25 protein-coding genes are annotated in these 22,264 nt (G+C 72.2%); 16 read left to right on the top strand and 9 right to left on the bottom strand.

Annotation, left to right across the window (positions count from 1 at the left end; all coding sequences use genetic code 11):
- Positions 1 to 320: 320 nt before the first annotated feature.
- Positions 321 to 1,514: an ABC transporter permease gene (locus tag FB470_RS28555; protein WP_306999519.1), complete on the bottom strand. Its 1,194-nt coding sequence runs from the start codon at positions 1,512 to 1,514 to the stop codon at positions 321 to 323.
- Positions 1,515 to 1,525: 11 nt separating this feature from the next.
- Positions 1,526 to 2,449, bottom strand: coding sequence for an ABC transporter ATP-binding protein (locus FB470_RS28550; RefSeq protein ID WP_306996497.1), 924 nt, complete (start codon positions 2,447 to 2,449; stop codon positions 1,526 to 1,528).
- Positions 2,450 to 2,519: 70 nt separating this feature from the next.
- Between FB470_RS28550 and FB470_RS28545 the strand changes: the two genes are divergently transcribed.
- From FB470_RS28545 to FB470_RS28535, 3 genes are read left to right on the top strand one after another with little or no spacing between them, the layout of a single operon-like run.
- Positions 2,520 to 3,413, top strand: a complete 894-nt coding sequence (locus tag FB470_RS28545) for an SPFH domain-containing protein (RefSeq protein ID WP_306996496.1) — start codon at positions 2,520 to 2,522, stop codon at positions 3,411 to 3,413.
- Positions 3,414 to 3,626: a type II toxin-antitoxin system antitoxin gene (locus tag FB470_RS28540; RefSeq protein WP_306996495.1), complete on the top strand. Its 213-nt coding sequence runs from the start codon at positions 3,414 to 3,416 to the stop codon at positions 3,624 to 3,626.
- On the top strand, positions 3,613 to 4,251 hold the full coding sequence (locus FB470_RS28535; protein WP_306996494.1) for a GOLPH3/VPS74 family protein: 639 nt from the start codon (positions 3,613 to 3,615) through the stop codon (positions 4,249 to 4,251). The genes FB470_RS28540 and FB470_RS28535 overlap by 14 nt, the downstream gene beginning before the upstream one ends.
- Here the strand turns inward: FB470_RS28535 and FB470_RS28530 are convergent, their stop codons facing one another.
- Complete coding sequence (locus tag FB470_RS28530; protein ID WP_306996493.1) at positions 4,252 to 5,190, bottom strand: 5'-3' exonuclease; 939 nt, start codon at positions 5,188 to 5,190, stop codon at positions 4,252 to 4,254.
- 53 nt (positions 5,191 to 5,243) lie between these two features.
- On the opposite strand from FB470_RS28530, the gene FB470_RS28525 reads away from it, so the two are divergent.
- The 4 genes from FB470_RS28525 to FB470_RS28510 are packed head-to-tail and all read left to right on the top strand — an operon-like array spanning position 5,244 to position 7,381.
- The gene (locus tag FB470_RS28525; RefSeq protein ID WP_306996492.1) at positions 5,244 to 6,386 is read left to right on the top strand and encodes a M24 family metallopeptidase; all 1,143 of its coding nucleotides are present in this window, start codon (positions 5,244 to 5,246) and stop codon (positions 6,384 to 6,386) included.
- Entirely contained in the window at positions 6,383 to 6,835 is a 453-nt protein-coding gene (locus tag FB470_RS28520; RefSeq protein ID WP_306996491.1) for an Lrp/AsnC family transcriptional regulator, read from the top strand. The genes FB470_RS28525 and FB470_RS28520 overlap by 4 nt, the downstream gene beginning before the upstream one ends.
- Positions 6,836 to 6,867: 32 nt before the next feature.
- A complete protein-coding gene (locus FB470_RS28515) occupies positions 6,868 to 7,095 on the top strand; it encodes a hypothetical protein (RefSeq protein ID WP_306996490.1) in 228 nt (75 codons plus the stop codon).
- Entirely contained in the window at positions 7,082 to 7,381 is a 300-nt protein-coding gene (locus FB470_RS28510) for a hypothetical protein (RefSeq protein WP_191243367.1), read from the top strand. The genes FB470_RS28515 and FB470_RS28510 overlap by 14 nt, the downstream gene beginning before the upstream one ends.
- Positions 7,382 to 7,404: 23 nt before the next feature.
- On the opposite strand, the gene FB470_RS28505 is transcribed toward FB470_RS28510, so the two are convergent.
- Entirely contained in the window at positions 7,405 to 8,481 is a 1,077-nt protein-coding gene (locus FB470_RS28505; protein ID WP_306996489.1) for a GDSL-type esterase/lipase family protein, read from the bottom strand.
- Positions 8,482 to 8,592: 111 nt separating this feature from the next.
- On the opposite strand from FB470_RS28505, the gene FB470_RS28500 reads away from it, so the two are divergent.
- From FB470_RS28500 to FB470_RS28485, 4 genes are all read left to right on the top strand, one after another.
- Entirely contained in the window at positions 8,593 to 9,483 is an 891-nt protein-coding gene (locus FB470_RS28500) for a DMT family transporter (protein ID WP_306996488.1), read from the top strand.
- Positions 9,480 to 10,574, top strand: a complete 1,095-nt coding sequence (locus FB470_RS28495; protein ID WP_306996487.1) for an MGDG synthase family glycosyltransferase — start codon at positions 9,480 to 9,482, stop codon at positions 10,572 to 10,574. Before FB470_RS28500 ends, FB470_RS28495 begins: the two co-directional genes overlap by 4 nt.
- A 77-nt stretch (positions 10,575 to 10,651) precedes the next feature.
- Positions 10,652 to 10,885 carry a lipoyl domain-containing protein gene (locus FB470_RS28490; RefSeq protein WP_306996486.1) on the top strand — a complete coding sequence of 78 codons (234 nt, stop codon included), beginning with the start codon at positions 10,652 to 10,654 and terminating at the stop codon, positions 10,883 to 10,885.
- A 38-nt stretch (positions 10,886 to 10,923) separates the two neighbouring features.
- Positions 10,924 to 11,253, top strand: a complete 330-nt coding sequence (locus tag FB470_RS28485; protein WP_306996485.1) for a hypothetical protein — start codon at positions 10,924 to 10,926, stop codon at positions 11,251 to 11,253.
- 287 nt (positions 11,254 to 11,540) lie between these two features.
- Here FB470_RS28485 and FB470_RS28480 read toward each other — a convergent pair whose 3' ends face one another.
- A complete protein-coding gene (locus tag FB470_RS28480) occupies positions 11,541 to 12,911 on the bottom strand; it encodes a KamA family radical SAM protein (protein ID WP_306996484.1) in 1,371 nt (456 codons plus the stop codon).
- Positions 12,912 to 13,010: 99 nt separating this feature from the next.
- Between FB470_RS28480 and FB470_RS28475 the strand changes: the two genes are divergently transcribed.
- From FB470_RS28475 to FB470_RS28465, 3 genes are read left to right on the top strand one after another with little or no spacing between them, the layout of a single operon-like run.
- Positions 13,011 to 14,621 (top strand): amidohydrolase, encoded by a 1,611-nt coding sequence (locus FB470_RS28475; RefSeq protein WP_306996483.1) that lies wholly within the window; start codon positions 13,011 to 13,013, stop codon positions 14,619 to 14,621.
- A gap of 25 nt (positions 14,622 to 14,646) precedes the next feature.
- A complete protein-coding gene (lnt, locus tag FB470_RS28470; protein WP_306999517.1) occupies positions 14,647 to 16,221 on the top strand; it encodes an apolipoprotein N-acyltransferase in 1,575 nt (524 codons plus the stop codon).
- Between the two features lie 27 nt (positions 16,222 to 16,248).
- On the top strand, positions 16,249 to 17,001 hold the full coding sequence (locus FB470_RS28465; RefSeq protein ID WP_306996482.1) for a polyprenol monophosphomannose synthase: 753 nt from the start codon (positions 16,249 to 16,251) through the stop codon (positions 16,999 to 17,001).
- 1,012 nt (positions 17,002 to 18,013) lie between these two features.
- Here FB470_RS28465 and FB470_RS28460 read toward each other — a convergent pair.
- Both FB470_RS28460 and FB470_RS28455 read right to left on the bottom strand, forming a co-directional pair.
- Entirely contained in the window at positions 18,014 to 18,361 is a 348-nt protein-coding gene (locus FB470_RS28460) for an RNA polymerase-binding protein RbpA (RefSeq protein WP_017982421.1), read from the bottom strand.
- A gap of 228 nt (positions 18,362 to 18,589) precedes the next feature.
- Positions 18,590 to 19,345, bottom strand: a complete 756-nt coding sequence (locus FB470_RS28455; RefSeq protein WP_306996481.1) for a thymidine kinase — start codon at positions 19,343 to 19,345, stop codon at positions 18,590 to 18,592.
- A 227-nt stretch (positions 19,346 to 19,572) separates the two neighbouring features.
- On the opposite strand from FB470_RS28455, the gene FB470_RS28450 reads away from it, so the two are divergent.
- The gene (locus FB470_RS28450; RefSeq protein ID WP_306996480.1) at positions 19,573 to 20,235 is read left to right on the top strand and encodes a transglycosylase family protein; all 663 of its coding nucleotides are present in this window, start codon (positions 19,573 to 19,575) and stop codon (positions 20,233 to 20,235) included.
- Here the strand turns inward: FB470_RS28450 and FB470_RS28445 are convergent.
- Positions 20,232 to 21,038: a glycerophosphodiester phosphodiesterase gene (locus FB470_RS28445; protein WP_306996479.1), complete on the bottom strand. Its 807-nt coding sequence runs from the start codon at positions 21,036 to 21,038 to the stop codon at positions 20,232 to 20,234. The two genes, FB470_RS28450 and FB470_RS28445, sit on opposite strands and share 4 nt — an antisense overlap.
- Positions 21,039 to 21,086: 48 nt before the next feature.
- Here FB470_RS28445 and FB470_RS28440 point away from each other — a divergent pair, with 48 nt between their 5' ends.
- Positions 21,087 to 21,467, top strand: a complete 381-nt coding sequence (locus FB470_RS28440; protein ID WP_370876593.1) for a hypothetical protein — start codon at positions 21,087 to 21,089, stop codon at positions 21,465 to 21,467.
- Positions 21,468 to 21,536: 69 nt separating this feature from the next.
- On the opposite strand, the gene FB470_RS28435 is transcribed toward FB470_RS28440, so the two are convergent.
- Positions 21,537 to 22,205: a TetR/AcrR family transcriptional regulator gene (locus FB470_RS28435; protein ID WP_306996478.1), complete on the bottom strand. Its 669-nt coding sequence runs from the start codon at positions 22,203 to 22,205 to the stop codon at positions 21,537 to 21,539.
- Between the last annotated feature and the right edge of the window lie 59 nt (positions 22,206 to 22,264).

Here is a 22,264-nt window from a genome sequence, read left to right as displayed (position 1 = left end):
CAGCCGTGCCAGCGCAGCATTCCCCACGGCCTGCTGGGTGGCCACGCCGTTCCACGCATACTGCTCGGCCAGGTCCATCGCTCACGGCGTGATACGGGCTGGAAGGTGGGAGAGGCCGAGCCAGGCGACGACCTCACCCGCGCTGAAGCTGACCGCACGGGAGGTGCCGGTGCGAGCGCGGGGTGCTGGGCGATCGCCGGCAGCTGGACCGTGACCCGGCGCGAGCCGACCCGCTGGTGACGGCCGGCCCCGCCCCCAGGCGGGGCCGGCTCACCTCCGACCCTAGGAGAACACCGGCCGCCGGTCTTCTCCGATCTTGCTCACGCCGCGCGCAGCGCCTCGCGGAAACCCACCTTCGCGCCGGTGCGCAGGACGGCGTTGCGGTAGATCCGCGCGGACAACCACACCAGCACCGGGATCAGCGCCACGACCAGCCCGACCGACAGGATCGCCTCCCACGGCGCGACCCCGCCCATCGCCAGGCGCATCGGCATCAGCGTCGGCGCGAACACCGGGATCACCGACAGCAGCGCCACCAGCCCGCTGCCCGGGTCGCTGGGCAGCACCGAGATCCCCACGACGTACCCGGCGACGACGAAGAACAGCGCCGGCGTGACCGCGCCGCCCACGTCCTCCTGCCGCGACACCAGCGCACCCAGCCCGGCGAACACGATCGAATACATCAGGAAACCCAGCAGGTACCACACGATCAGCCACACCACCGTGCCCGCCGCGGCCGACACCGAGATCGTCAGCACCCCGGTGGCCAGCCCCGCGATGATGCCGACGACGCCGATCACCACCATCTGGATCAGCCCCACCGCGCCGATGCCGAGCACCTTGCCGGTCATCAGCTGCCACGGCCGCACCGTGGCCAGCAGCAGCTCGACCACCCGGCTGGTCTTCTCCTCGACCACGCCCTGCGCCACCGACTGCCCGTTGAGCATCAGCGACAGGTAGATCAGCACGCCGGCGATGATCCCCAGCACGAGCTGCTGCCCGTTGTAGGGGTACGGCTGTTCCAGCGGCCGCACGTCCACGCCCGCGCTCGCGACCGCGGCGTTGACCTGCGCCGGGTCACCGCCCAGGCCGGTGATCTGCCGGTCGAGCGCGAGCCGGCTCGCCAGCAGCTCCAGCGCCGTGCGGCCCTTGTCGTCCAGGTCCTTCTTCACCACCGCCTGCACGCGGCTGCCGTCGCCGACCAGCAGCACGTCCAGGTCGCCGTCGCGCACCTGGGCCTCGCCGGTGGCCTCGTCGGGCACGGTCCTCACCTCGACCGTCTCGCCGACCGCGGCCGCGGCGGCCCGCATCGGCGCGGCCAGAGCCGAGGTCGTGCTCGTGACCCCGACCGTGCCGTCGGCGCCGCTCCCGCCGATCAGTTTCATCACGACCGTGAACCCGATGATCACGATCAGCAGTGCGAGCGTGCTCAGCCGGTAGGCCTTCGACCGCAACCGGATGCCGATCTCGCGGGAGGCGATGAGCGAGACACCGGACCAGCCGCCCTGGTCCATCCGCGGCGTGGTCATGCCGCCACCTCCTCGGTCACGACGTGCCGGAACAACTCGGTCAGCGACTGCCGGCGCCGCGCGAACTCGTGCACCGGCCCGCTCGCCAGCGCCGCGCGCAGCACGGCCTGGTCATCGGCGCCTTCGGCCAGCTCCAGCTCGGTGCGCCCGCCCTCGTGCCGCAGCACGGTCACCCCCGGCAGCCCCTCGGCCCAGCCCGGCGGCGCGGCCGGCGCGTCGACCACGAGCCGCACGACCGAGCCGGCCTGCAGCTCCGACACCGTGCCGCAGGCGACCATGCGCCCGTCGCGCACGATGCCGATCCGGTCGCACAACCGCTCCACCAGGTCGAGCTGGTGGCTGGAGAACACCACCGGCACGCCCTCGGCGGCCTTCTCCCGCAGCACCTGGCTCATCACGTCCACCGCGACCGGGTCCAGCCCGGAGAACGGCTCGTCGAGCACCAGGATCGCCGGATCGTGCACCAGCGCCGCGGCCAGCTGCACCCGCTGCTGGTTGCCCAGGCTGAGCTTCTGCACCTCGTCGTCGCGGCGCGCGGCCACCCCGAGCCGCTCGGTCCACGCCTCGACCGACCGGCGCGCAGCCGAGGCCGGCATCCCGTGCAACCGGGCCAGGTACACCAGCTGCTCGCCGACCTTCATCTTCGGGTACAGGCCGCGCTCCTCGGGCATGTAGCCGATGTGACGGCGCGTCTCCAGCGTCACCGGCGCGCCGTCCCAGCGCACCTCACCGTCATCGGCCGCCAGTACCCCCAGCACGATCCGCATCGTCGTGGTCTTGCCCGCGCCGTTGCTGCCGACGAACCCGAACAGCTCGCCCGCGCGGACCTCGAACGTCATGTCCGACAACGCCTGTCTCGGCCCGTAACGCTTGGTCAGGCCGTCGATCTCCAGTTGCCCGTCCGCCACGTGGTCCCCCATTCACTCGATAGAAAATGTGATATCACTATGCTACATTCAAGCCATCGAGGCAAGCGAGGGGAGCTCTTCCGTGGAGACAATCGTGGACATGCCGGCGCCGAGCACGCGCGAACGGCAGGCGACCGTGGTCAACGGGTTCGCGATGCTGGGGCTGGCGCTGCTGCTGATGGCCGCCGGCATCGTGCTGATCACCGTTGGTCACGGGTCCGGGGGAATCATGGGCGGCGGAATCGTCGCCTTGATCGCCGGTGTGGTGCTTCTCGGCGGCCTGACCCCGGTGGCGCCGGGGGAGGCGCGCGTGGTGCAGCTGCTCGGCCGCTACGTCGGCACCGTGCGCACCGCCGGGCTGCAGTGGGTCAACCCGTTCACCCAGCGGCGCAAGGTCTCCACCCGCATCCGCAACCACGAGACCGGCGTGGCGAAGGTGAACGAGGCCGACGGCAACCCGATCGAGATCGCCGCGGTGGTGGTGTGGCAGGTCGCCGACACCGCGCAGGCCACGTTCGAGGTCGACGACTTCGCCGAGTTCGTCGCCATCCAGAGCGAGACCGCGGTGCGGCACATCGCGAACGCCTACCCCTACGACACGCCGGACGACAACCGGATGTCGCTGCGGGACAACGCCGATGAGATCACCGAGAAGCTGTCCGCCGAGATCGCTGCCCGCGTCGCCTCCGCCGGGGTGAAGATCATCGAATCGCGGATCACGCACCTGGCCTACGCGCCCGAGATAGCCCAGGCGATGCTGCGGCGCCAGCAGGCCGGGGCCGTGGTGGCCGCGCGCCAGCGCATCGTCGAAGGTGCGGTCGGCATGGTGGAGATGGCACTGGACCGCCTGGCCGAGCACGACGTCGTCGAGCTCGACGAGGAACGCAAAGCGACGATGGTGAGCAACCTCCTCGTCGTCCTCGTCGGTGATCGCGACGCGCAGCCGGTGGTCAACACCGGAACGCTGTACCAGTAGATGCCGGAACGCAAGAAGATCCTGCTGCGGCTCGACCCGGCCGTGCACGACGCGCTGGCGCGCTGGGCCGGGGACGAGCTGCGCAGCACCAACGCCCAGATCGAGTTCCTGCTGCGGAAGGCACTCGCGGACGCCGGACGGCTGCCCCGTGAGGTCGGCCGCATGCGTCCGCGGGGACGTCCCAGGAAAGAGGACGACGATGCAACGACCTGACTCGCTGGCCGGGCAGCTCTTCCTGCTGGCCTACGACACGCAGAAGAAGCGCCTGGCCTCGCGGTCCGAACTGGGCTACGCGCTGCGCGCCGCCGCCCTGGCCGACCTGGTGCTCGGCGGGCACCTCGTCGACGACGGCGGCAAGGCCGTGCCCGCCGGCCGGGCGGCCGCGCTGGACCCGGTGCTCGAACCGGTGCTGCTGGAGATCAGGGACGCCCCGGCCCGGTCCTGGCGGCGCTGGGTGTCGCGGCGCAGCTCCAAAATGGTGCCGGCGGTGCGCGACCACCTGGCCGAGCAACGGGTGATCAAGGTCGAGACCGGCCGCGTGCTCGGCCTGTTCCCGGTCCCGCGGATCGCGCTGCGCCACACCCCGGACGCGAAACGCCTGGCCGAGGAGGTGCGCCGCACCGTGCGCGGCGCGCAACCGGCCTACCGGGTCGACCCCCGCCTCGGCGCGCTGTGCGCCCTGGCCGGCACCGCCGAACTGCGCACGATCCTCAGCCGCGCCGAACGGCGCCAGTACAAGGCGCGGCTGGCCGAGCTGAGCCGCCCGGTCGAACCCGTGGTGACCGCGCTGCGCAAGGCCATCCAGACCCAGCGCGCGGCCGTCGCCTCCGGAGGCTGATCAGCGGCGGGCGGCCGCCGTGAGGGCCTTGACCAGCCGCGTCACCGAGCCGCCCAGGTTCCACCGTTCCGCCAGCTCGACGACGCGGTCCGGGTCGGCCGGGGTGACGGGCAGGGTGTCCGGCCCGGACATCTCCACCGGCGCGTCGGCGGCGACCCGCACCACCGTCGGCGCCACCCGCAGGTACTCCGCGGCCTCGGCGAGCTTCACCCGCGTCTTCGGCGGCACGTCCTTGCTGCCCTCCGCGGCCGCCGCGATCAGGCCGTCCAGCGACCCGAACTGGGTGATCAGCTTCGCCGCGGTCTTCTCACCGATCCCGGCCACGCCCGGCAGCCCGTCGGACGGGTCGCCGCGCAGCACGGCCATCTCCGCGTACGCCGTGCCCGCGCCGGCCACCGGCACGCCGTAGCGCTCGGCGATCTCCGGCGGCCCCAGCACCTCCGCCTTGGCCCAGCCCTTGCCCACGTAGATCACCGACGCCGGGGTCGGCTCGGTGCGCACCAGCTGGAACAGGTCCCGGTCCCCGGTGATCACCTCGACCGGGTCGGTCTTCTCCCGCGCGGTGAGCGCGCCGATGACGTCGTCGGCCTCGTACCCGGCCGCCTCCGCGGTGGCGAACCCGAACGCCTCCAGCAACTCGAGGATGATCGGCACCTGCGGGGTGAGCGTGTCGGGCACCTCCTCCTCGTTGGCCTCGGCGTCGGCCACACGGTGCGCCTTGTAACTGGGCAGCAGCTCGGTCCGGAACTGCGGCCGCCAGTCCGCGTCCAGGCACGCCACGAGCCGGCTGGGCCGCCGGTCGGTGACGATGCGGGCCAGCGTGTCGGTGAACCCGCGCACCGCGTTGACCGGCGTGCCGTCCGGTGCCGTCATCGAATCGGGCAACGCGTAGAACGACCGGAAGTACAGGCTCGCGGAGTCCAGCAGGGCAAGTGTCACGGAGCACAGCCTGCCAGACGCGGTCGCGGCCCGGGCCAGATACGCTGCGTGGCATGTCGTCCCGTTCACCCGAGATCCCAGCCCTCGCCCCGGAAACCCTGCGCGCCCGCCTCGACCGGGCCCGCGCCGCCGCTGCCGACGCCGGCACCGACGCCCTGCTCATCGCGCCGGGTTCGGACCTGCGGTACCTGCTCGGCGAGGCCGGCGGCTCGTTCGAACGGCTGACGACGCTCGTGGTGCCGGCCGAGGGCACCCCGGCCCTCGTCGTGCCGAAGCTGGAGGCCCCCGGCTACGCGGCGGTGCCGACGGGGGAACTCGGCGTCGAGGTGGTCACCTGGGTCGACGGTGAGGACCCCTACCGCATGGTGGCCGACCGGCTCGGCAAACCCGGCCGGGTCGCCGTCAGCGACGGGCTGATCGCGTTGCACGTGCTGGCCTTCCGCGCCGCGCTCGGCTCCGCGGAGCAGACGCTGGCCGGGCCGGTGATCCGCGAGTTGCGGATGCGCAAGGACGCCGCCGAGATCGACGCGCTGCGCAGGGCCGGCGCCGCCATCGACCGGGTGCACGCCCGGGTCGCCGAGTGGCTGCGTCCCGGCCGGACCGAGGCCGAGGTCGGCGCCGACATCGCCGCCGCGATCGTCGAGGAGGGCCACCTGCGTGCCGACTTCGTGATCGTCGGGTCGGGCCCGAACGGCGCCAGCCCGCACCACGACGTGTCCGGCCGGGTCATCGAGCGCGGTGACGTGGTGGTCGTCGACATCGGCGGCCCGATCCCCGAGGGCTACAACTCCGACTCCACCCGCACCTACGCCGTCGGCGAGCCGCGGGACGCCGACGTGGCCGAGACCTACGCGGTGCTGCAGCGCGCGCAACAGGCCGCGGTCGAGGCGGTGCGGCCGGGCGTGACGGCGCAGTCGATCGACGCCGCGGCGCGCGAGATCATCGCCGACGCCGGGTACGGGGAGTTCTTCATCCACCGCACCGGGCACGGGATCGGGCTCGACGTGCACGAGGAGCCCTACCTCGTCGAGGGCAACGACCTGGTGCTGGAGCCGGGCATGGCGTTCTCCGTCGAACCGGGCATCTACCGGCCGGGCCGGTGGGGCGCCCGGATCGAGGACATCGTGGTCGTCACCGCCGACGGGGTGGAACCGCTCAACCAGCGCCCGCACGAGCTCGTCGTGCTCGACTCGTGAGCGGGCCGCTGGAGCCGCTGGACCAGGCGATCGCGCGGGAACTGGCCGGGGACGGCCGGTGCAGCTTCACCGATCTGGCCGAGCGGGTGGGACTGTCGGTGTCGGCGGTGCACCAGCGCGTGCGGCGGCTGGAGCAGCGTGGCGTGATCCAGGGGTACGTGGCGCGGCTGGACAGCGAGCAGATCGGCCTGCCGCTGACCGCGCTGATCTCGCTGACCCCGAACGACCCGGCCGCGCCGGACGACTATCCGCAGCGCATCGAGCACATCCGCGAGATCGAGTCGTGTTACTCGGTGGCGGGGGACGAGTCCTACATCCTGTTGGTGCGGGTCGCGTCGCCGCGCGATCTGGAGGAGCTGCTGCGGCGGATCCGGGAAGCGGCGAAGGTCTCCACCCGCACGACGGTCGTGCTGTCCACGCCGTTCGAGGGCCGTCCGCCGACGGTGTGACAGAGCGCCGGGCGATGAGTACGATAAAAGGTATGGCAACTCGGAAGGTCACGCTCTCGCTGGACACCGCGGCGATCGAGTACGCCGAACGCGCGGCGAAGGCGCACGGCGTCTCGTTGTCCGCGTGGCTGTCGCGAGCCGCCCGCCGCGAGGCGGTCCGCACCGGTTACCGCTCGCGACCGCACGGTGCCGAAGCACTCGCGGCGGCTGACGAGGCCGAACTGGCCGCGGCCGAGAAGGACCTGCGTGCGGAAGGGTGAAATCTGGGCGTACAAGCCGCCCACCCAGCCCGCGCGGGAACGCACTGTGCTGCTGCTGTCGTCCGACGGGGTGAACGAGTCGGAGCGCCCGTGGCTCATCGGGACGGAGCTGCTCGAGGAGGACCCGCAGGACATCCTCGGCGTCGCCCTGGACAGCCGCTTCTGGATCTCGACGCTCTTCCTGACCCGCCTGTACCGCGGGTGGCTCGTCGAACGCATCGCCGAGATCGACCAGCAGACGCAGGAACAGGTGGACATCGCCCTCCGCGCCGCACTCGACCTGTAGCGGCGCACCGGGCGCCCAGCCTCTCACCCGGCCGTGACCGCCGCCGCGGGATGGAGGTTGCCGTCGGCGCCGGAGAGGCAGGCGGCGGCCGGTTCGGCGGTGGCCAGGAACTCCGTCAGGCACCGGCCGATCTGCGCGTGGCCGTTGGCGTTCGGGTGGAACGATTCCTGGATGGCATGACCGGCGCGATCGGCGTCCGCGAGGTCGTTCAGCTGCAGCGTCAGCCGGCTGAACCATTCCTTCGAGGCATCGGCGCCGCCGCTGCACGCCTCGTGCCCGATGCCGGCTCGCGACAGGTCCAGGAACCGGACGCCGGCCTGCGCGGCGGCCGCCGCCAGACCACGGGACAGCACCGGCACGCCCCGCTCGACCACCCACTGCAGGTCCTCGGTGCGGAACGGGCACCCGTTGAGGTTCTGCAGGTTCGCCGGGATGCCCGGCCCGATCGGCGCGGCGTAGGACTGCAGCACCAGCTGGTAGTCGTCGGGCCGGTACCCGGCGCGGGCGAGCACCGACTTGATGTCGCCGAGCGCGGACACCACCTTCGGCACCATCGCGTCGACCCGCTGCTGCCACGTCGGCGCGATCGCGGTGCGGCAGGGCGCGTTGCCCGAGACGAACCACGCCTGGAAGCACTGCGAGATCAGCTGCGAGAAGTGTGGATCGTCGTTGGCACCCACCGCGACCACGATCGCCGCGACCCGGTGGGTCTTCACCAGCTCCGCCAGCTGCCCGGCCTGCGACGGCTCGGTCCACTGCTTCGCCTCGCCCAGACCGACCTGCGCGGCCGGTGCGCCCGAGCACGCCAGGTTGACCTTCTCCACGATGCCGGGGACGTCGGTCTTCTTCACCGTCGCGTCGGGGGAGCGGTGGCACCAGTCGCCGTTGGCGCCGTTGGTGTCGGCGGTGTAGTTGCCCGCGCCCTCACCGGAGAGCGTGCTGTCGCCCATCGACACGATCGTCAGCGGGCCGGTGCCCGGTGGGCCGGGACGCTGGATCGGCCCGGGTGGTGTGCTGGGCCCGGCGAACACGAAGATCCCCACCAGGGCCGCGACGAAGAGCGCAACGCCCCCGCCGATCCACCACCGATACCGTCGCACCGGTGGCAGTTTAGAGAAGAGCCGCCGAAGCCCTTGTGAACCCCGGTCCCGATGATCATCGTTCCCCGCTACCGTCGTGGTGAACACCGATCACCGCCCCGAGGGGGAAGGGTGCCGACGAGCTCGCTGGTGGTGGCCGTCCCGGCCGCGGTCACCGGGGCCGCCCTGATGGGACTGGCCAGCGCCGCCCAGGCGCGCGCCACGAAACAGGTCGACCGGGCCCGCACGCTCGACCCGGCCCTGCTGTCCCGGCTGGTGCGCCGCCCGCTGTGGCTGGCCGGGATCGCCGCCACCGTCGCCGGCCTCGTGCTGCAGCTGGTGGCGCTGGCGTTCGCGCCGCTGCTGGTGGTCCAGCCGCTGCTGGTGACGTCGCTGATCTTCGCCGGGTTCTTCTCCGCCCGTCTGGAACACCGCCCGCCCGACGCCGTCCTCGCCGCGGGGTCGGTGCTGTGCGTGGCCGGGCTGGCGGTGTTCATGGTCCTGGCCCGCCCGGGCGAGACCGGCACGACGACGTTCGTGTCCGGCCCGGCACCGGTGGCGCTGGCCTTGACGTTGGCCGCGCTGACCGTGGCCGGGCTCGCCGTGTCGGTGCTCGCCTCCGGGGCGGCGGCCGTGCTGGGCCTCGCGGTCGCCACCGGCGTCCTCTACGGCGTCACCGCGGGGCTGATGAAGGTGGTCGCCGGTCAGGCGCGCGAGGACCTCCTCGCACCGTTCACGCACCCCGTGCTCTACGTGGTGTGCGTGGTCGGGCCGATGGGGTTCCTGCTGAGCCAGAACACCTTCCAGCGCGGCGAGTTCCTCACCCCGGCGCTGGCCGTGATCACCGCGCTCGACCCGCTCGTCGGCGTCGCGATCGGGCTGTGGTGGCTGGGGGAGACCGCCACCACCGACCCGGCCGCAATCACCGGGGCGGCCGTGGCCGGGCTGGTCGTCCTCGCCGGCGTGGTCGTGCTGGCCGCCCGGGCCACGCGTCTGACCCACGAAACTCCGGAGGTCCGGTGAAACAGGTCCTCGTGCTGTCGGCGACCATGGGCGAAGGGCACAACGCGACCGGCCGCGCCCTGGCCGAGGCCGTGCACCGGCTGTGGCCGGAAGCGCAGATCCGGTGGCTGGACGCGCTCGACGTGATGGGCCCGGGCGTCGGGCCGCTGTTCCGGCTGATCTACGTGACGAACGTGCGGCGCACCCCGTGGCTGTACGAGTTCTTCTACGCGCTGCTGTGGCGATCCCGGTGGTTCGCCGCGGCGGGTAAGCGCTTCACCGGCGCCTGGTGCGGGCGGCGGCTGGCCCGCGTCATCGGCGAACCCGACCTGGTGCTGTCCACCTACCCGCTGGGCACCGCCGGGCTGGAGTGGCTGCGCCGTCGCGGCAGCCTGCCCGCCCCGGTGGGTGCGTGGATCTCGGACTTCGCGCCGCACCCGTTCTGGGTCTACGGCAGCGTCGACCGCAACCTCGTCATGCACCCGGTGGCGATCCCGCCCGCGGTGCGGTGCGTGCCGGACGCGCCGGTCGCGGTGTCGGCGCCGCCGGTGCGCGCCGCGTTCCGGCCCGGCGACCGGGACGAGGCCCGCCGTCGTCTGGGGCTGCCGGCCGAGGCGTTCGTCGCGCTGGTGTCCTGCGGGTCGCTCGGGTTCGGGCAGGTCGAGGCGGCCGCCGCGGAGTTGCTGGCGGCGCACCCGTCCGTGGTGCCGGTGGTGGTGTGCGGCCGCAACGAGCGGCTGGTCCGCGCGCTGGGGCGGCTGACCGATCCGCGGCTGCGGGTGCTGGGCTGGACCGACGAGATGCCCGCGTTCACCGTCGCCGCCGACGTGGTGGTGACCAACGCGGGCGGGGCGACCGGGCTGGAGGCGCTCGCCTGCGGGCGGCCGGTGCTGATGCACCGCCCGATCGCCGCGCACGGCCGCGCCAACGCTCGCCTGATGGCCGAAGCCGGGCTGGCGGTCGTGTGCGAGGCCGACGGTGAACTCACCCGGGCGGTGCGGCAGATGGTGGAATCCCCGGGGACGTGGAAGTCGCTGGCCGAGTCCGCGGCCCGGCACCTGGAGTCCGCGGGCGACCTGGACGACGCGCTCCGGGCGCTCGTCCGGGGTTAGTGCTTGTCACCGGGGCGCGGCGGGTCCCATGCTGGGTGCGTGCGCCCCGCCGGGGTGTGCGGGGAGGTGGCGGTGACGTGACCGAGGTGCTGTTCCCGCTGCTGTCGGAGAAGGACCCGGACGCCGAGGGCGTGGTGGCGACCTGGTTCGTCCACGACGGCGAACGGGTCGCCGAAGGTGACCTGCTGGCCGAGGTGGCGCTCGACAAGGTCGACGTCGAGATCTCCGCACCCGCCTCCGGGGTCGTGTACCTGCTCGCCAAGGAGGGCGACGCCCTCGTCCAGGGCGCGTTGATCGCACGGGTCGAGTGACGGGGTTTCCCGCGTCACCCGCGCGGGAACCCTGGACGATGCGGTGCAGGTTCTGCGACACCCAGCCCGCGGCCGGCGAGCGCCGCGTCCCCGGCCCGAACGGCCCGATCTGCGCGCGGTGCGTGGAAGCCGGGCTCGGCCTGGTGCGCGACGGTCACGCCCGCACCAGCCACGGCGGCACCGACCTGGAACGGGTGCGGGCGGGCGGCGCGCCGTGCGAGTTCTGCGACCGCACCGACCGCACCGGCTTCTTCGGTTTCCGCCGCACCTTGCCGCGCATGCACTGCCCGCAGACCGACGCCACCATCTGCGACGACTGCCTCGACCACAGCGGAAACCTCCTCAACCAGGCGTTGCGCCACGCCTAGCGCCGACATGGCGCAGGCTCACCCGCGCCACGGCTGGTAGGTGAACGGGCGCTGACGCCGCGCATGAGGGACTTGGCCGCTCGCGTTCATCGCCTACCTGCTGATCACGATCGCCGACTGCGTGGCTCGCGGCGGTTTCCTGCACCGTCCACAGCGGACCGCGCGCGCACTGGCCGGTGACCCGGGCGGCCGGTGGGTGGGCTCGGCGCCTGGCCACAGTGTGCAGGCGCCCACGCCGGCCAGGGTGACGAAGCCGGGCGCGATCGGGCCGTCCGGACGCGGCCGGGCTACCCCTGCCGGGCCGCCCACCAGGCGCGGCCCTCGTCGGGCAGGGTGGAGATCGGGTCGTAGAACGGGTAGCGGCGGCGCAGCGCCTCGGGGTCGGCGTGTTCGATCCCGGTGCGGTAGTTCTTGGTCCAGTAGGAGATGCCGCGCTCGCGGTCGTACTCGGCGACCTGGTGCACCCACCGCTTCCCGACGTAGGGCACGTCGCACACGATGCGCGGGGTCGCGTAGCCCGGCAGGTACCCCATGATCGAGTGCTGCAGCTCCTGCGCCTCCCACACCGCCAGCCGCCAGTGCTCGGCGTTGGGGATCATGTCGCACAGGTAGAAGTAGTACGGCAGGATGTTCGCCTCGCCCTGCAGCGCGAAACACAGGTCCAGCAGCGCCGCCGGCGTCGCGTTCACCCCGCGCATCAGCACGCCCTGGTTCCGCACGTCGCGCACCCCGACCTCCAGCGCTGTCCGCGCCGCCTCGGCCACGAGCGGGGTCACCGACTGGACGTGGTTGACGTGCGTGTGGATCGCCAGGTTCACCCCGCGCCGCCGCGCGGTGCCGGCCACCCGTTCCAGGCCCTCGACGATCTTGGGCTGCAGCCAGTGCTGCGGCAGCCCGGCCAGCGCCTTGGTCGCCAAACGGACGTCGCGCACCGTCTCGATGTCCAGCAACCGCATCAGGAACGACTCCAGCTGGTGCCACGGCACGTTCGCCACGTCACCACCGGAGACCACCACGTCCCGCACGCCGGGGGTACCGCGCAGGTAGTCGATCATCGCGTCCTGGCGGTCGACCGGCTTGAGGCCGAGCTTGTGCTTGACCACCTGCTCGGTCGACGTGCCCACCAGGTCCATGCGGGTGCAGTGCCCGCAGTACTGGGGGCAGGTCGACAGCAGCTCGGCCAGCACCTTGGTGGGGTAGCGGTGCGTCAGGCCCTCGACGACCCACATCTCGGCCTCGTGCAGCGAGTCGCGCGCCGAATGCGGGTGGCTGGGCCACTCCGCGTCGCGGTCGCTGCGCACCGGCAGCATGTAGCGGCGGACCGGGTCGGCGTAGAGCGCGTCGGTCGAGTCCACCGACATGGTGTTGAGCATCTGCGGTGGCACCAGCATCGACATCGTCGCCAGCTCCCGCTGGTCGGCCGCGAGATCGTCGTAGAACCGCTCGTCGATCAGATCGCCCAGCACGGCCCGCAGCTGCTTGATGTTGCGCACGCAGTGCACCCGCTGCCACTGCGCGTCCCGCCATTGCGCCTCCGTCACGTCCCGCCAGCCGGGGAACCGGCGCCAGTCCGGTTCGGTCAGCTCCGTGCGGCGGTAGGCGTAGGGCTGCTCGACATCGGTGCTGTCGGCGGGGGAGACTTCCTGGATCGCAGTCATCTCTGCTCCTCGTCGGCGGTTCGGCGTCAAAATCTGCGGTGAAAACGACAATACGACGTAAAAGCTTTCGTCGCGACCCCATCGTGCACACTCGACACCGTGACGGACGACAGCACCACGCTCCTGCTGGGCGGGCGGATCCATTCGCCCGGCAACCCCGACGCCACCGCGATGGCCATCACCGGCGGCACGATCGTCTGGGTCGGCCAGGACGGCCCCGGCCGCGCCCTCCACCCGGATGCCCGGATCCACGACCTCGACGGCGCGTTCGTCGCCCCCGGCTTCGTCGACGCCCACGTGCACGCCACCGCCACCGGTCTGCACCTGGCCGGGGTCGACCTCGGCGGGGTCACCGACGCCGCCGGCCTGCTCGCCGCGATCCGCGCCGCCGCCCGCCCCGGCGAGGTCCTCATCGCCCACGGCTGGGACGAGACCACCTGGACCACGCCCCGCCTGCCCAGCCGCGCCGAGATCGACGAGGCCGCCGGGGGCGTGCCGGTCTACCTCAGCCGCGTCGACGTCCACTCGGCCCTGGTCTCGACCGCGCTGGTCGAACTCGCTCCCGCCGCCCGCGACACCGCAGGCTGGTCACCGGACGGCCCCCTGACCCGTGACGCCCACCACCACGTCCGCGGCGCCGTGCGCGCCGCGCTCACCCGCGAGCAGCGCCGCCGCGCCCAGGAAGCGTTCCTCCGGCTGGCCGCCGCCCGCGGCATCGTCAGCGTCCACGAGTGCGCCGGCCCGGACATCTCCGGCGAGGACGACCTCACCGACCTCCTCGCGCTCGCCGCCGAACCCGGCCACCCCGAGGTCGTCGGCTACTGGGGCGAGCTCGAAGCCGTCGACACCGCCCGCCGCCTCGGCGCCTGCGGCCTGGCCGGCGACCTGTTCGTCGACGGCGCCTTGGGCTCCCGCACCGCCGCACTGCACGAGCCCTACCTCGACGAACCCGGCAACACCGGCGCCCGCTACCTCGACGCCGACGCCATCGCCACCCACCTGGTCGCCTGCACCGAGGCCGGACTGCAGGCCGGGTTCCACGTCATCGGCGACGCCGGCGTGACCGAGGTCGTGCGAGGTTTCCAGCTGGCGGAAAAGACCGTCGGGCAACGCGCCCTCGCCGGCGGCCACCACCGCCTCGAACACCTCGAGATGGTCGACGCCGAGCAGGCCAAGGCCCTCGCCGGGTGGGGCGTCACCGGCTCCATGCAGCCCCAGTTCGACGCGCTGTGGGGCGGGCCGGAGGGCATGTACGCCCAGCGGCTGGGCGTGGAGCGGGCCGCGGGGATGAACCCGTTCTCCCTGCTCGCCGCGGAAGGGGTGCTGCTCGCGTTCGGCTCCGACTGCCCGGTCACGCCGCTGCAGCCCTGGGACAGCGTCCGCGCCGCGGTCCACCACCACACGCCCGGCGCCGGGCTGTCCGCCCGCGCCGCCTTCACCGCCCACACCCGCGGCGGGCACCGCGCCGCCGGCGTCAACGACGGCGTGACCGGCAGCCTCGTCCCCGGCGCCCCCGCGCACTACACGATCTGGGACGCCGCCGACCTCGTCGTCGCCGCCCCCGACTCGCGGGTGCAGCGCTGGTCGACCGACCCGCGTTCCCGGGTGCCCGCACTCCCGCCGCTCGACCCGGACGCGCCGCTCCCGGTGTGCCTGCGCACCGTGCGGGCGGGCCAGGTTCTCTACGACGCGTTCACCTCCGCGGAATAAGGTTGCTCGCGTGGCAGCAGCACCCGTGGCCGAATCCGCCGAACCGTCGGCACCCGTCCGGACGAAGCGGGACTGGCGGTCCTGGCTGCTGCGGCTCGTGCTCGCCGCGGCGTCGGGGTTCGTCTTCTACCTGAGCTTCGCACCGCGCGACCTGTGGTGGCTCGCGCCGGCGGCTTTCGCCGGCCTGGGCTTCGTGCTGCGCGGCCGGCGGCTGTGGGGCGGCCTCGGCTACGGGTTCGTGTTCGGGCTCGGCCTCTACCTGCCGTTGCTGTACTGGATCCAGGACTTCCTCGGTCGCGGGTTCGGCTCCGCGCCGTGGCTGGCGCTGTCCGGCGCTCTCGCCGCCTACCTCGGCGTCGCGGGCGCCTTGTGCACCCTCGTCGCCCGGCTGCCCGGTGCGCCGGTGTGGATGGCGATGGTCATCATCGCCAGCGAGACGCCGCGCACCTGGTGGCCCCTGGGCGGGTTCCCGTGGGGGCGGGTCGCGTTCAGCCAGCCCGACGGCGCGTTCGTACCGCTCGCCTCGGTCGGCGGCGCGCCGCTGGTCGGGTTCGCCGTCGTGGTCACCGGGTTCGGCCTCAGCGCACTGCTCGTGCACGCGCGCCGTCGCGACTGGCGCGCGGTGCGGCTGCCGGTGATCGCCACGGTCCTCCCGGTCGTGGCCGGGCTCGCGTTGTGGCCCACGATCGGCACCGGCGCGCAGAACGGCACCCGGACGGTGGCGGTCGTGCAGGGCAACGCCCCGGACGTCGGCCTCGACCTGATGACCGAGGAGCCCACCCTGCGCGCGAACCACCTCGCCCAGAGCGAGCTGCTGGCCGGGAAAATCCGCGCCGGCGCGGTGCCCGCCCCGGACCTGGTCGTCTGGCCGGAGACCGCCACCGACCTCGCCGGGTTCGACCCGGTCATCGACCAGGCCGTGCGCGACCTGGGCAGCCCGACCCTGATCGGCGCGCGCTACCGCGCACCCGGGCTGAAGATGCAGAACACCGAGTTCGTGTGGGACCCGGCCACCGGCCGCGGGCAGAGCTACAGCAAGCAGGAGCTGGTGCCCTTCGCCGAGTTCGTGCCCGCCCGTTCGATCGCGCGCTGGTTCACCCCGTTCGTCGACGACACGGGTGACATGCTGCCCGGCACGAAGCCCTCGGTGCTCGACGTCGCCGGGACGCGCGTGGCCGTGCCCATCTGCTACGAGATCGCCTACGACCACGTCTCCCGGGACGCGGTGCAGGACGGGGCTCAGCTGATCGTCCTGCCCACCAACAACGCCTGGTTCGGGCGCAGTGAGATGACCTACCAGCAGCTGGCGATGGCGCGGTTGCGGGCGGTCGAGCACGGCCGCGCGGTCGTGGTGTCCTCGACGAGCGGGGTCAGCGCGCTCGTCGAACCGGACGGCACCGTGACCCGGTCGACCAGCCAGTTCACCGCCGAATCCCTGGTGGGGAGCGTGCCGCTGCGGACGGAGACTACGCTGTCGGATCGACTCGGGGCCTGGACGGAGTACGGGCTGGTCGGCGTGGCGGTCGCCGCGGTACTGGCCGGGCTCGTGCTCCGTGCGCGCACCCGGGGGACGAGCACGACGGCGACCAGGGCGGAGTGAGGTTTCTCCGCGGGGGAGGACATGGGGATGGCGCACGCGCGACCGATCGATCCGGTGCTGGTGGTGGTCCCGACCTACAACGAGCGCGAGAACCTGCCGCTCATCCTGGACCGGCTGCACCGCGCGCTGCCCGAGGTGCACGCACTGGTGGTCGACGACGGCAGCCCGGACGGCACGGGGGAGCTGGCGGACAAGATCGCCGCCGGGGATTCGCGGGTGCACGTGCTGCACCGGACCGAGAAGGCCGGCCTGGGGGCGGCCTACGTGGCCGGTTTCCGGTGGGGCCTGGAGCGCGACTACCTGACGATCGTCGAGATGGACGCCGACGGTTCGCACGCGCCGGAGGACCTGCCGCGGATGCTGGCGGCGCTCGAAGAGGCCGACCTGGTGCTCGGGTCGAGGTACGTGCCCGGCGGGAGCCTGGTGAACTGGCCCAAGCACCGTGAGGTGTTGTCGCGGATGGCCAACCTGTATTCGCGGCTGGCGCTCGGGGTGCGGATCAAGGACGTGACCGCGGGGTTCCGCGCCTACCGGCGCGAGGTGCTGGAGAAGCTGCCGCTGGAGGAGATCGCCTCGCGCGGCTACTGCTTCCAGATCGACCTGGCGTGGCGGACCGTCCGGACGGGCTTCGAGGTCGCCGAGGTCCCGATCACCTTCACCGAACGCGAGATCGGGCAGTCGAAGATGAGCGGAGCCATCATCCGCGAGGCCTTGGTGCGCGTGGGCATCTGGGGAGCGCGCCACCGGTACGAACAGGTGCGCTCCCTGCTACGGCGCTGAGTTCCGCCCCGTCCCTGCCCGGACCCGACGCCTTCGGCGGCGGTGAGGTGGGCGCTCAGCGGGGCGCGGCGCGCACTCGGCGCCGGCTGTACGAGCGTGGGGCGGGGTCTGGTTGCCGAGCGCGCTCGGCGCTGCTGACCGTCGAGTGCGCTAGCGGCGCTGATTGCTGAGCGTGGGGCAGCATGGCTGCGGCGTCAGCGCGTCATTGGACGGTTGATCAGCGCGTCATTGGAGCCGTCGTGGGTGCGCCGTCGGGCCGCTCGTGTGGCGGCGCCGTGCCTCCAGCATCCGAACGCCTGGTTCGGGCGCGCGAGGGACGTTCGCTCGGACGTGAACGGTCCAGCGGCTCGGACATGATCGGTCCAATGAGGGGCGCACCAGTGGCCCCGTCGTGCGGATGTGCACGGCTGGTCCGGTCGTACGGGCACCAACGGGCCAATCACCCGGCCGCGAGGTGAATGGGCCGTTCGCGCCGCGGTGAACGGACCCTTCACGCCGCCGTGAACGGACCGTTCGTGAGCCACGAATGCTCGCCCTCGCCCAGCAGCAGCGGTCCGTTCATGACCGGCGAGACGAGGTCACGTCCCGGCGGGTGGTGCAAGTCGGTGCGCGAGGGGCTCTGCGGTTCAGATCACGGCCTGATGAGCTCGGTAGCTACCTCTTCCTCGACCGGTGGGCGGGTGGTGAGCAGGGTGATGGTGGCTCCACCGAGCTAGCGGCGGTCGGTGGCCTGCTGTTCGTCGTGGGCTTCGGCCCGGACCGCGCCGGCAAGGCGACCAACTGCGCGGCCACCGCCGAACCGCCGCGCCGCGAACGGACCAGTCACCGCCTTCAAGGGACGCGTCACCGCCCTGAACGCACCGAGCCGCCGCCCCTCGTAGGGACCGAGGCACCCACCCCACGAAAGGACCAACCGCCACCTCCCGAACGGACCAGCCGCCACCCGCGCACACGAAAAGGCCCCCGTGGCGGGAGGACACGGGGGCCTTCGTGCGGTGGGAGGGGCAGGGGACTACGCCGACTTGCTCGTGCGCCGTCCCTTCAGCTCAGCGAGACGCTCGTTCAGCAGTTCCTCGAGCTCAGGAATGCTCCGCCGCTCGAGCAGCATGTCCCAGTGCGTACGCGGCGGCTTGACCTTCTTCTGCTCGGGCTGCGCGCCATCGACGATCTCGGACTCGCTGCCGTGCAGGCGGCACTCCCACACCGAGGGGATCTCGGCGTCGTCGGAGAAGGGCACCTCGAACTCGTGGTTCTTCGGACACGCGTAACGCACTGTGCGGCGCGGGGCCAGATCGTGATTGCGGTCGGTCTCGTAGCTGACCGCTCCCAGCCGGCTTCCACGGAGAACACGGTCGGCCATGATGACGTCCTTTCGGTCGGCTCCGGGTCTAGAGCCAGGGTGATGCTCACCCTATGCAACGGCTACTGGCAACTGGGAATTCCCACGGCACCATGTCGTCACTCACGATGAGCTGGCTCACCCCTCGGCAACAGCTTCCTCTCTAGAGAGTGGATTCGGTGCACGACGTGACGCGGATGTCTCGCTCTTCTCGGCATATTCCCCCGCGCGGGGGAGCCTCTGATCCGTTCAGGTCAGTCGCAGTTGACCGTGTTGCGGGGCGGCGGGCCCCAGGTCGCCGAGGCGGAAATGGCGCCGACATAGTACTTGATAACGCAACGTAGCAGGTTCGGTCTGCCACTGTGGTGAACTTGTGTTTTCAACTACCCCCGGAAGGGTGTCGGCGACGACCACGGTGTCCCCGTCCCGGAGGACCTCGCCGTCGGCCACGCGGGCGTTGAACCGGCCCGGCGCGCCGCACCAGCACAGCACCTCCACCTGCACCGGCTGCAGCTCGTCGGCCAGTTCGAACAGCCGCCGCGCACCCGGGAACAGCCTGCTGCGGAAGTCGGTGGCGAGCCCGAAGCAGTACACGTCCAGGCCGACCTCGTCGGCCAGCTCCGCCAGCTGCTCGACCTGCGCCGTGGACAGGAACTGCGCCTCGTCCACGATCAGGTAGTCCAGGTGCCGCCCGGCGACCCACTCGCGGCGGATCAGCTGCCGCAGGTCCATGCCCTCGCCGACCTCGGCCGCCTCGCGGGTGATCCCGATACGGCTGCTGATCCGCGGCGCCCCCGACCGGTCGTGCCGCACGAGCAGCATCCCGCGCCGCCCCTGCCGCGCGTGGTTGTGGTCGATCTGCAGCGCCAGCGTCGACTTGCCGCAGTCCATCGGGCCGTAGCAGAACCGCAGCCTGCCCCGCGCCCGCGCGCCCGAGCCGTTGCGCGACGGCAGCGGGGACAGGGCGTCGGTCGGGTCCGGATCGGAGTCGCCAAGGGTGGTCACGACCGACGACCCTATCCAGCCCGGCCGCAACCTCCCTTGATCGGGTGAAAACAGCGAAGCCGGGGCGCCCGGCGGCCGACGACAGGGGAGTGCGTGGTTTGTCCGGTTCCACCAGCCTCCCGCTGGTCATTCCGGCTATCGCGCAAGGCCATCTCGAGAGCCGCTGCGATGCAGGTGGGGCACTTGTGACAGTTGTGGCTTGTGGTGCGCGAACCTACCGTGATCGCATGACCAGACGACGGTGGAGACCCTCGGCGCGCGCACTCGTCCTCGCCGCGCTGCTGGCCCTCGGGTGCCAGCTGGTCGCCGTCGCGTCCGCCTCGGCCGACCCGAGTGCCGCGACCTGGCTCAAGCTGCGCATGTGCGAGTCCAGCAACCGCTACTCCGTCAACACCGGCACCGGCTACTACGGCGCCTACCAGTTCGACCTGCCCACCTGGCGCAGCGTCGGTGGCCAGGGCCACCCGGACCTCGCCACCCCGGCCGAACAGGACTACCGGGCCCTCTACCTCTACCGGATGCGCGGCTGGCAGCCCTGGGAGTGCGCCGGCATGCTCGGCCTGCGCAACGACTCCGACGCCCGCAGCAAACGCGTCCCCACCTACGCCGAGAGCGCCTACATCGGCGGCGGCCACGTCCCGGCCCCGGTGCCCGCGACCAAGCCCGCCTGGCCCGGCGTGGTCTACGCCTACGGCGACTGCGCCGCCGCCCTGGAGACCTTCCAGCTGCGCATGAACGCCTACGGCTACGGCTTCACCGGCACCGGCTGCTACTACGACAAGACCCGTCAGGCCGTCCTCGACCTGCAACGCGCCAACGGCATCAACGACTCGGGCCGCCTGGGCCCCAAGACGTGGGCCGCCGCCTGGGAGGGCAGGCCGCCGCGCTAGCCGGCGGACGGCGGCCAGGCGCCGCGCTCCCGCAGCACGTCGCGCAGGACGTCCGGCCGGTCGCTGACGATGCCGTGCACACCCATGTCGAGCAGCCGTTCCATGTGCCCGCGGTCGTTGATCGTCCAGGCGTGCACCTCGGCGCCGGCCCGCTCGGCGCTGCGCACCAACCCGCGGTCGATCACCGTCATCGCGCCCTGCCGGGCCGGGACCTGCGCCATCTCGCCGCGGGCCAGGAATCCCAGCCGCGCCCACGGCAGCCAGCCGCTGGCCCACAGCACCGCCGCCGACCGCGGTCCCATCGACGTGATCAGCTTGGGCCCGGCCAGCTTGCGGATCGCGGCCAGCCGGCTGTCGGAGAACGCGGCCGCCGCGACCCGGTCGAACGCGCCCATCCGTTCGATCGTCCGGACGAACGGCACGACCGCGCGACTGGTCTTGATGTCGATGTTGAACCGGGTGTCGGGGAGTTCCTCCAGCACGTCCTCCAGCCGTGGCACCGGAGTGCGGCCGCCGATCTTCGCGCGCCGGACCGACGACCACGTCTGTTTCGCGATCGGGCCGTGCGCGTCGGTGGTGCGGTCCAGCAGCGCGTCGTGGTGGACGACGACGACCCCGTCCGCCGTGGCGTGCACGTCGGTTTCGACGTAGCTGTAGCCCTCGGCGACGGCCCGCTGGAAGGCTGGCAGCGAGTTCTCCAGCCCGGCCAGGTCGTCCAGGTGCCACCCGCGATGGGCGAACGCGCGGGGCAGGGTGCCGCTCAGGTACGGGTGGTTGATCTGCACCCCACCAGTCTGCGGCATCGGCGTGGCCACGTCATGAGCCGGCGGTGGCCGGTTAGGGTCTGCTGCGTGAGCGGACAGGTGGACGAGATCGAAGCGTCACGTGACGTTTCGCGGCGTGCGCGACGGGATGGCGCGGCGCTGCACTGCGGGTGGTGCGGGCGGCGCCTGGAGCAGGGAAGCACCGGGCGGCGGCGACGCTACTGCGGCCAGTCCTGCCGCCAGCGCGCCTACGAACGCCGGCTCGCCGTGCAGCGCAGCGGCCTGCCCGAGGACGCCGTCGTGCTGTCCGGCAGCGAGCTGACCGCACTGCAGGATCGTCTGTTCCAGCTGCGCTGCGCCGCCGAGGACGTGGTGACCGCGGCCGACGACGGCGCCGACGCCGACGAGCTGCGCCGGATGGCACTCGAACTGGCCGAAGCCGCCCGGGACCTCGAACGACTCCGCTGACGGCACTTTGGACATCACCGGCCTCACGGCACCGGAAACCGACGCGGTCCGGTGTGCCGATAATGCACATTATGTCAAGTAAGCGTGTTTTGCGCCTGATGAATCCGCTGTCCCCCCTGCCCGCGGACGGTCCGTTCGCGGGCAGGGGGGACAGTCGCCGGAGTGGGTCGGTAGGAGTTGAGCCGCGAGTGATCGTGCTGTGGCGGTGAGGGTGGCTGTGTCCAGCCCGGTCCGGCTCATGAACACGATCCCTTGTTGCGCGGCCAGGAGGGCCCGCGCCAGCGCGATCGGATCCGCTTCGGCCGGCAGGTCGCCTTCGCGTTGGGCGCGGGCGACGCAGTCCCCGATCAGCGCGGTGGTCGTCTCGTAGGCGCGGTGGGCGTGAGCGAGGACGTCCGGGTCGGCGTTGCCGAGTTCGCAGGTGCTGTTGGCCAGCAGGCAGCCACGCCGCGTGCGGGGGTCGATCGGTGCCTCGAGGAGCATGCGGAGTGCGTCCACAGCTCGTGGAGGCTCGGCGAGGGCCTTCCGAAGAGCTTCGTGGTTGTCCTCGGTGTAGCTGCGCAGCGCCCGGAGGAAGAGCTGTCGCTTGTCCCCGAAGGCCGCATACAGGCTGCCTTTGCCCAGCCCGCTGACCCGCATCAGGTCTTCCAGCGAGGTCGCGGCGTAACCGGCGTTCCAGAACTGTTCCCGGACGGCGTTGAGCACCTGCTTCTCGTCGAAGGCTCGCGGACGTGCCATGCCGGCCAGCATACGGATTCTTGACTGCCCGGTCCACTATCCCTATTGTGGACCGGGCA

Source organism: Amycolatopsis thermophila, from assembly GCF_030814215.1.
Taxonomy (GTDB): Bacteria; Actinomycetota; Actinomycetes; order Mycobacteriales; family Pseudonocardiaceae; genus Amycolatopsis_E; species Amycolatopsis_E thermophila.
This window is presented reverse-complemented; position numbering and strand designations above follow the sequence as displayed.

Bases quoted from the DNA above. Each gene is read 5' to 3' on its own strand.
- FB470_RS28435 (WP_306996478.1), bottom strand. From the start codon at position 22,205: ATGGCACGTCCGCGAGCCTTCGACGAGAAGCAGGTGCTCAACGCCGTC.
- FB470_RS28550 (WP_306996497.1), bottom strand. From the start codon at position 2,449: ATGGGGGACCACGTGGCGGACGGGCAACTGGAGATCGACGGCCTGACC.
- FB470_RS28480 (WP_306996484.1), bottom strand. From the start codon at position 12,911: ATGACTGCGATCCAGGAAGTCTCCCCCGCCGACAGCACCGATGTCGAG.
- FB470_RS28555 (WP_306999519.1), bottom strand. From the start codon at position 1,514: ATGGACCAGGGCGGCTGGTCCGGTGTCTCGCTCATCGCCTCCCGCGAG.
- FB470_RS28485 (WP_306996485.1), top strand. From the start codon at position 10,924: ATGCGGTGCAGGTTCTGCGACACCCAGCCCGCGGCCGGCGAGCGCCGC.
- FB470_RS28525 (WP_306996492.1), top strand. From the start codon at position 5,244: ATGTCGTCCCGTTCACCCGAGATCCCAGCCCTCGCCCCGGAAACCCTG.
- FB470_RS28465 (WP_306996482.1), top strand. From the start codon at position 16,249: ATGGCGCACGCGCGACCGATCGATCCGGTGCTGGTGGTGGTCCCGACC.
- FB470_RS28540 (WP_306996495.1), top strand. From the start codon at position 3,414: ATGCCGGAACGCAAGAAGATCCTGCTGCGGCTCGACCCGGCCGTGCAC.
- FB470_RS28450 (WP_306996480.1), top strand. From the start codon at position 19,573: ATGACCAGACGACGGTGGAGACCCTCGGCGCGCGCACTCGTCCTCGCC.
- FB470_RS28445 (WP_306996479.1), bottom strand. From the start codon at position 21,038: ATGCCGCAGACTGGTGGGGTGCAGATCAACCACCCGTACCTGAGCGGC.
- FB470_RS28460 (WP_017982421.1), bottom strand. From the start codon at position 18,361: ATGGCCGACCGTGTTCTCCGTGGAAGCCGGCTGGGAGCGGTCAGCTAC.
- FB470_RS28535 (WP_306996494.1), top strand. From the start codon at position 3,613: ATGCAACGACCTGACTCGCTGGCCGGGCAGCTCTTCCTGCTGGCCTAC.
- FB470_RS28515 (WP_306996490.1), top strand. From the start codon at position 6,868: ATGGCAACTCGGAAGGTCACGCTCTCGCTGGACACCGCGGCGATCGAG.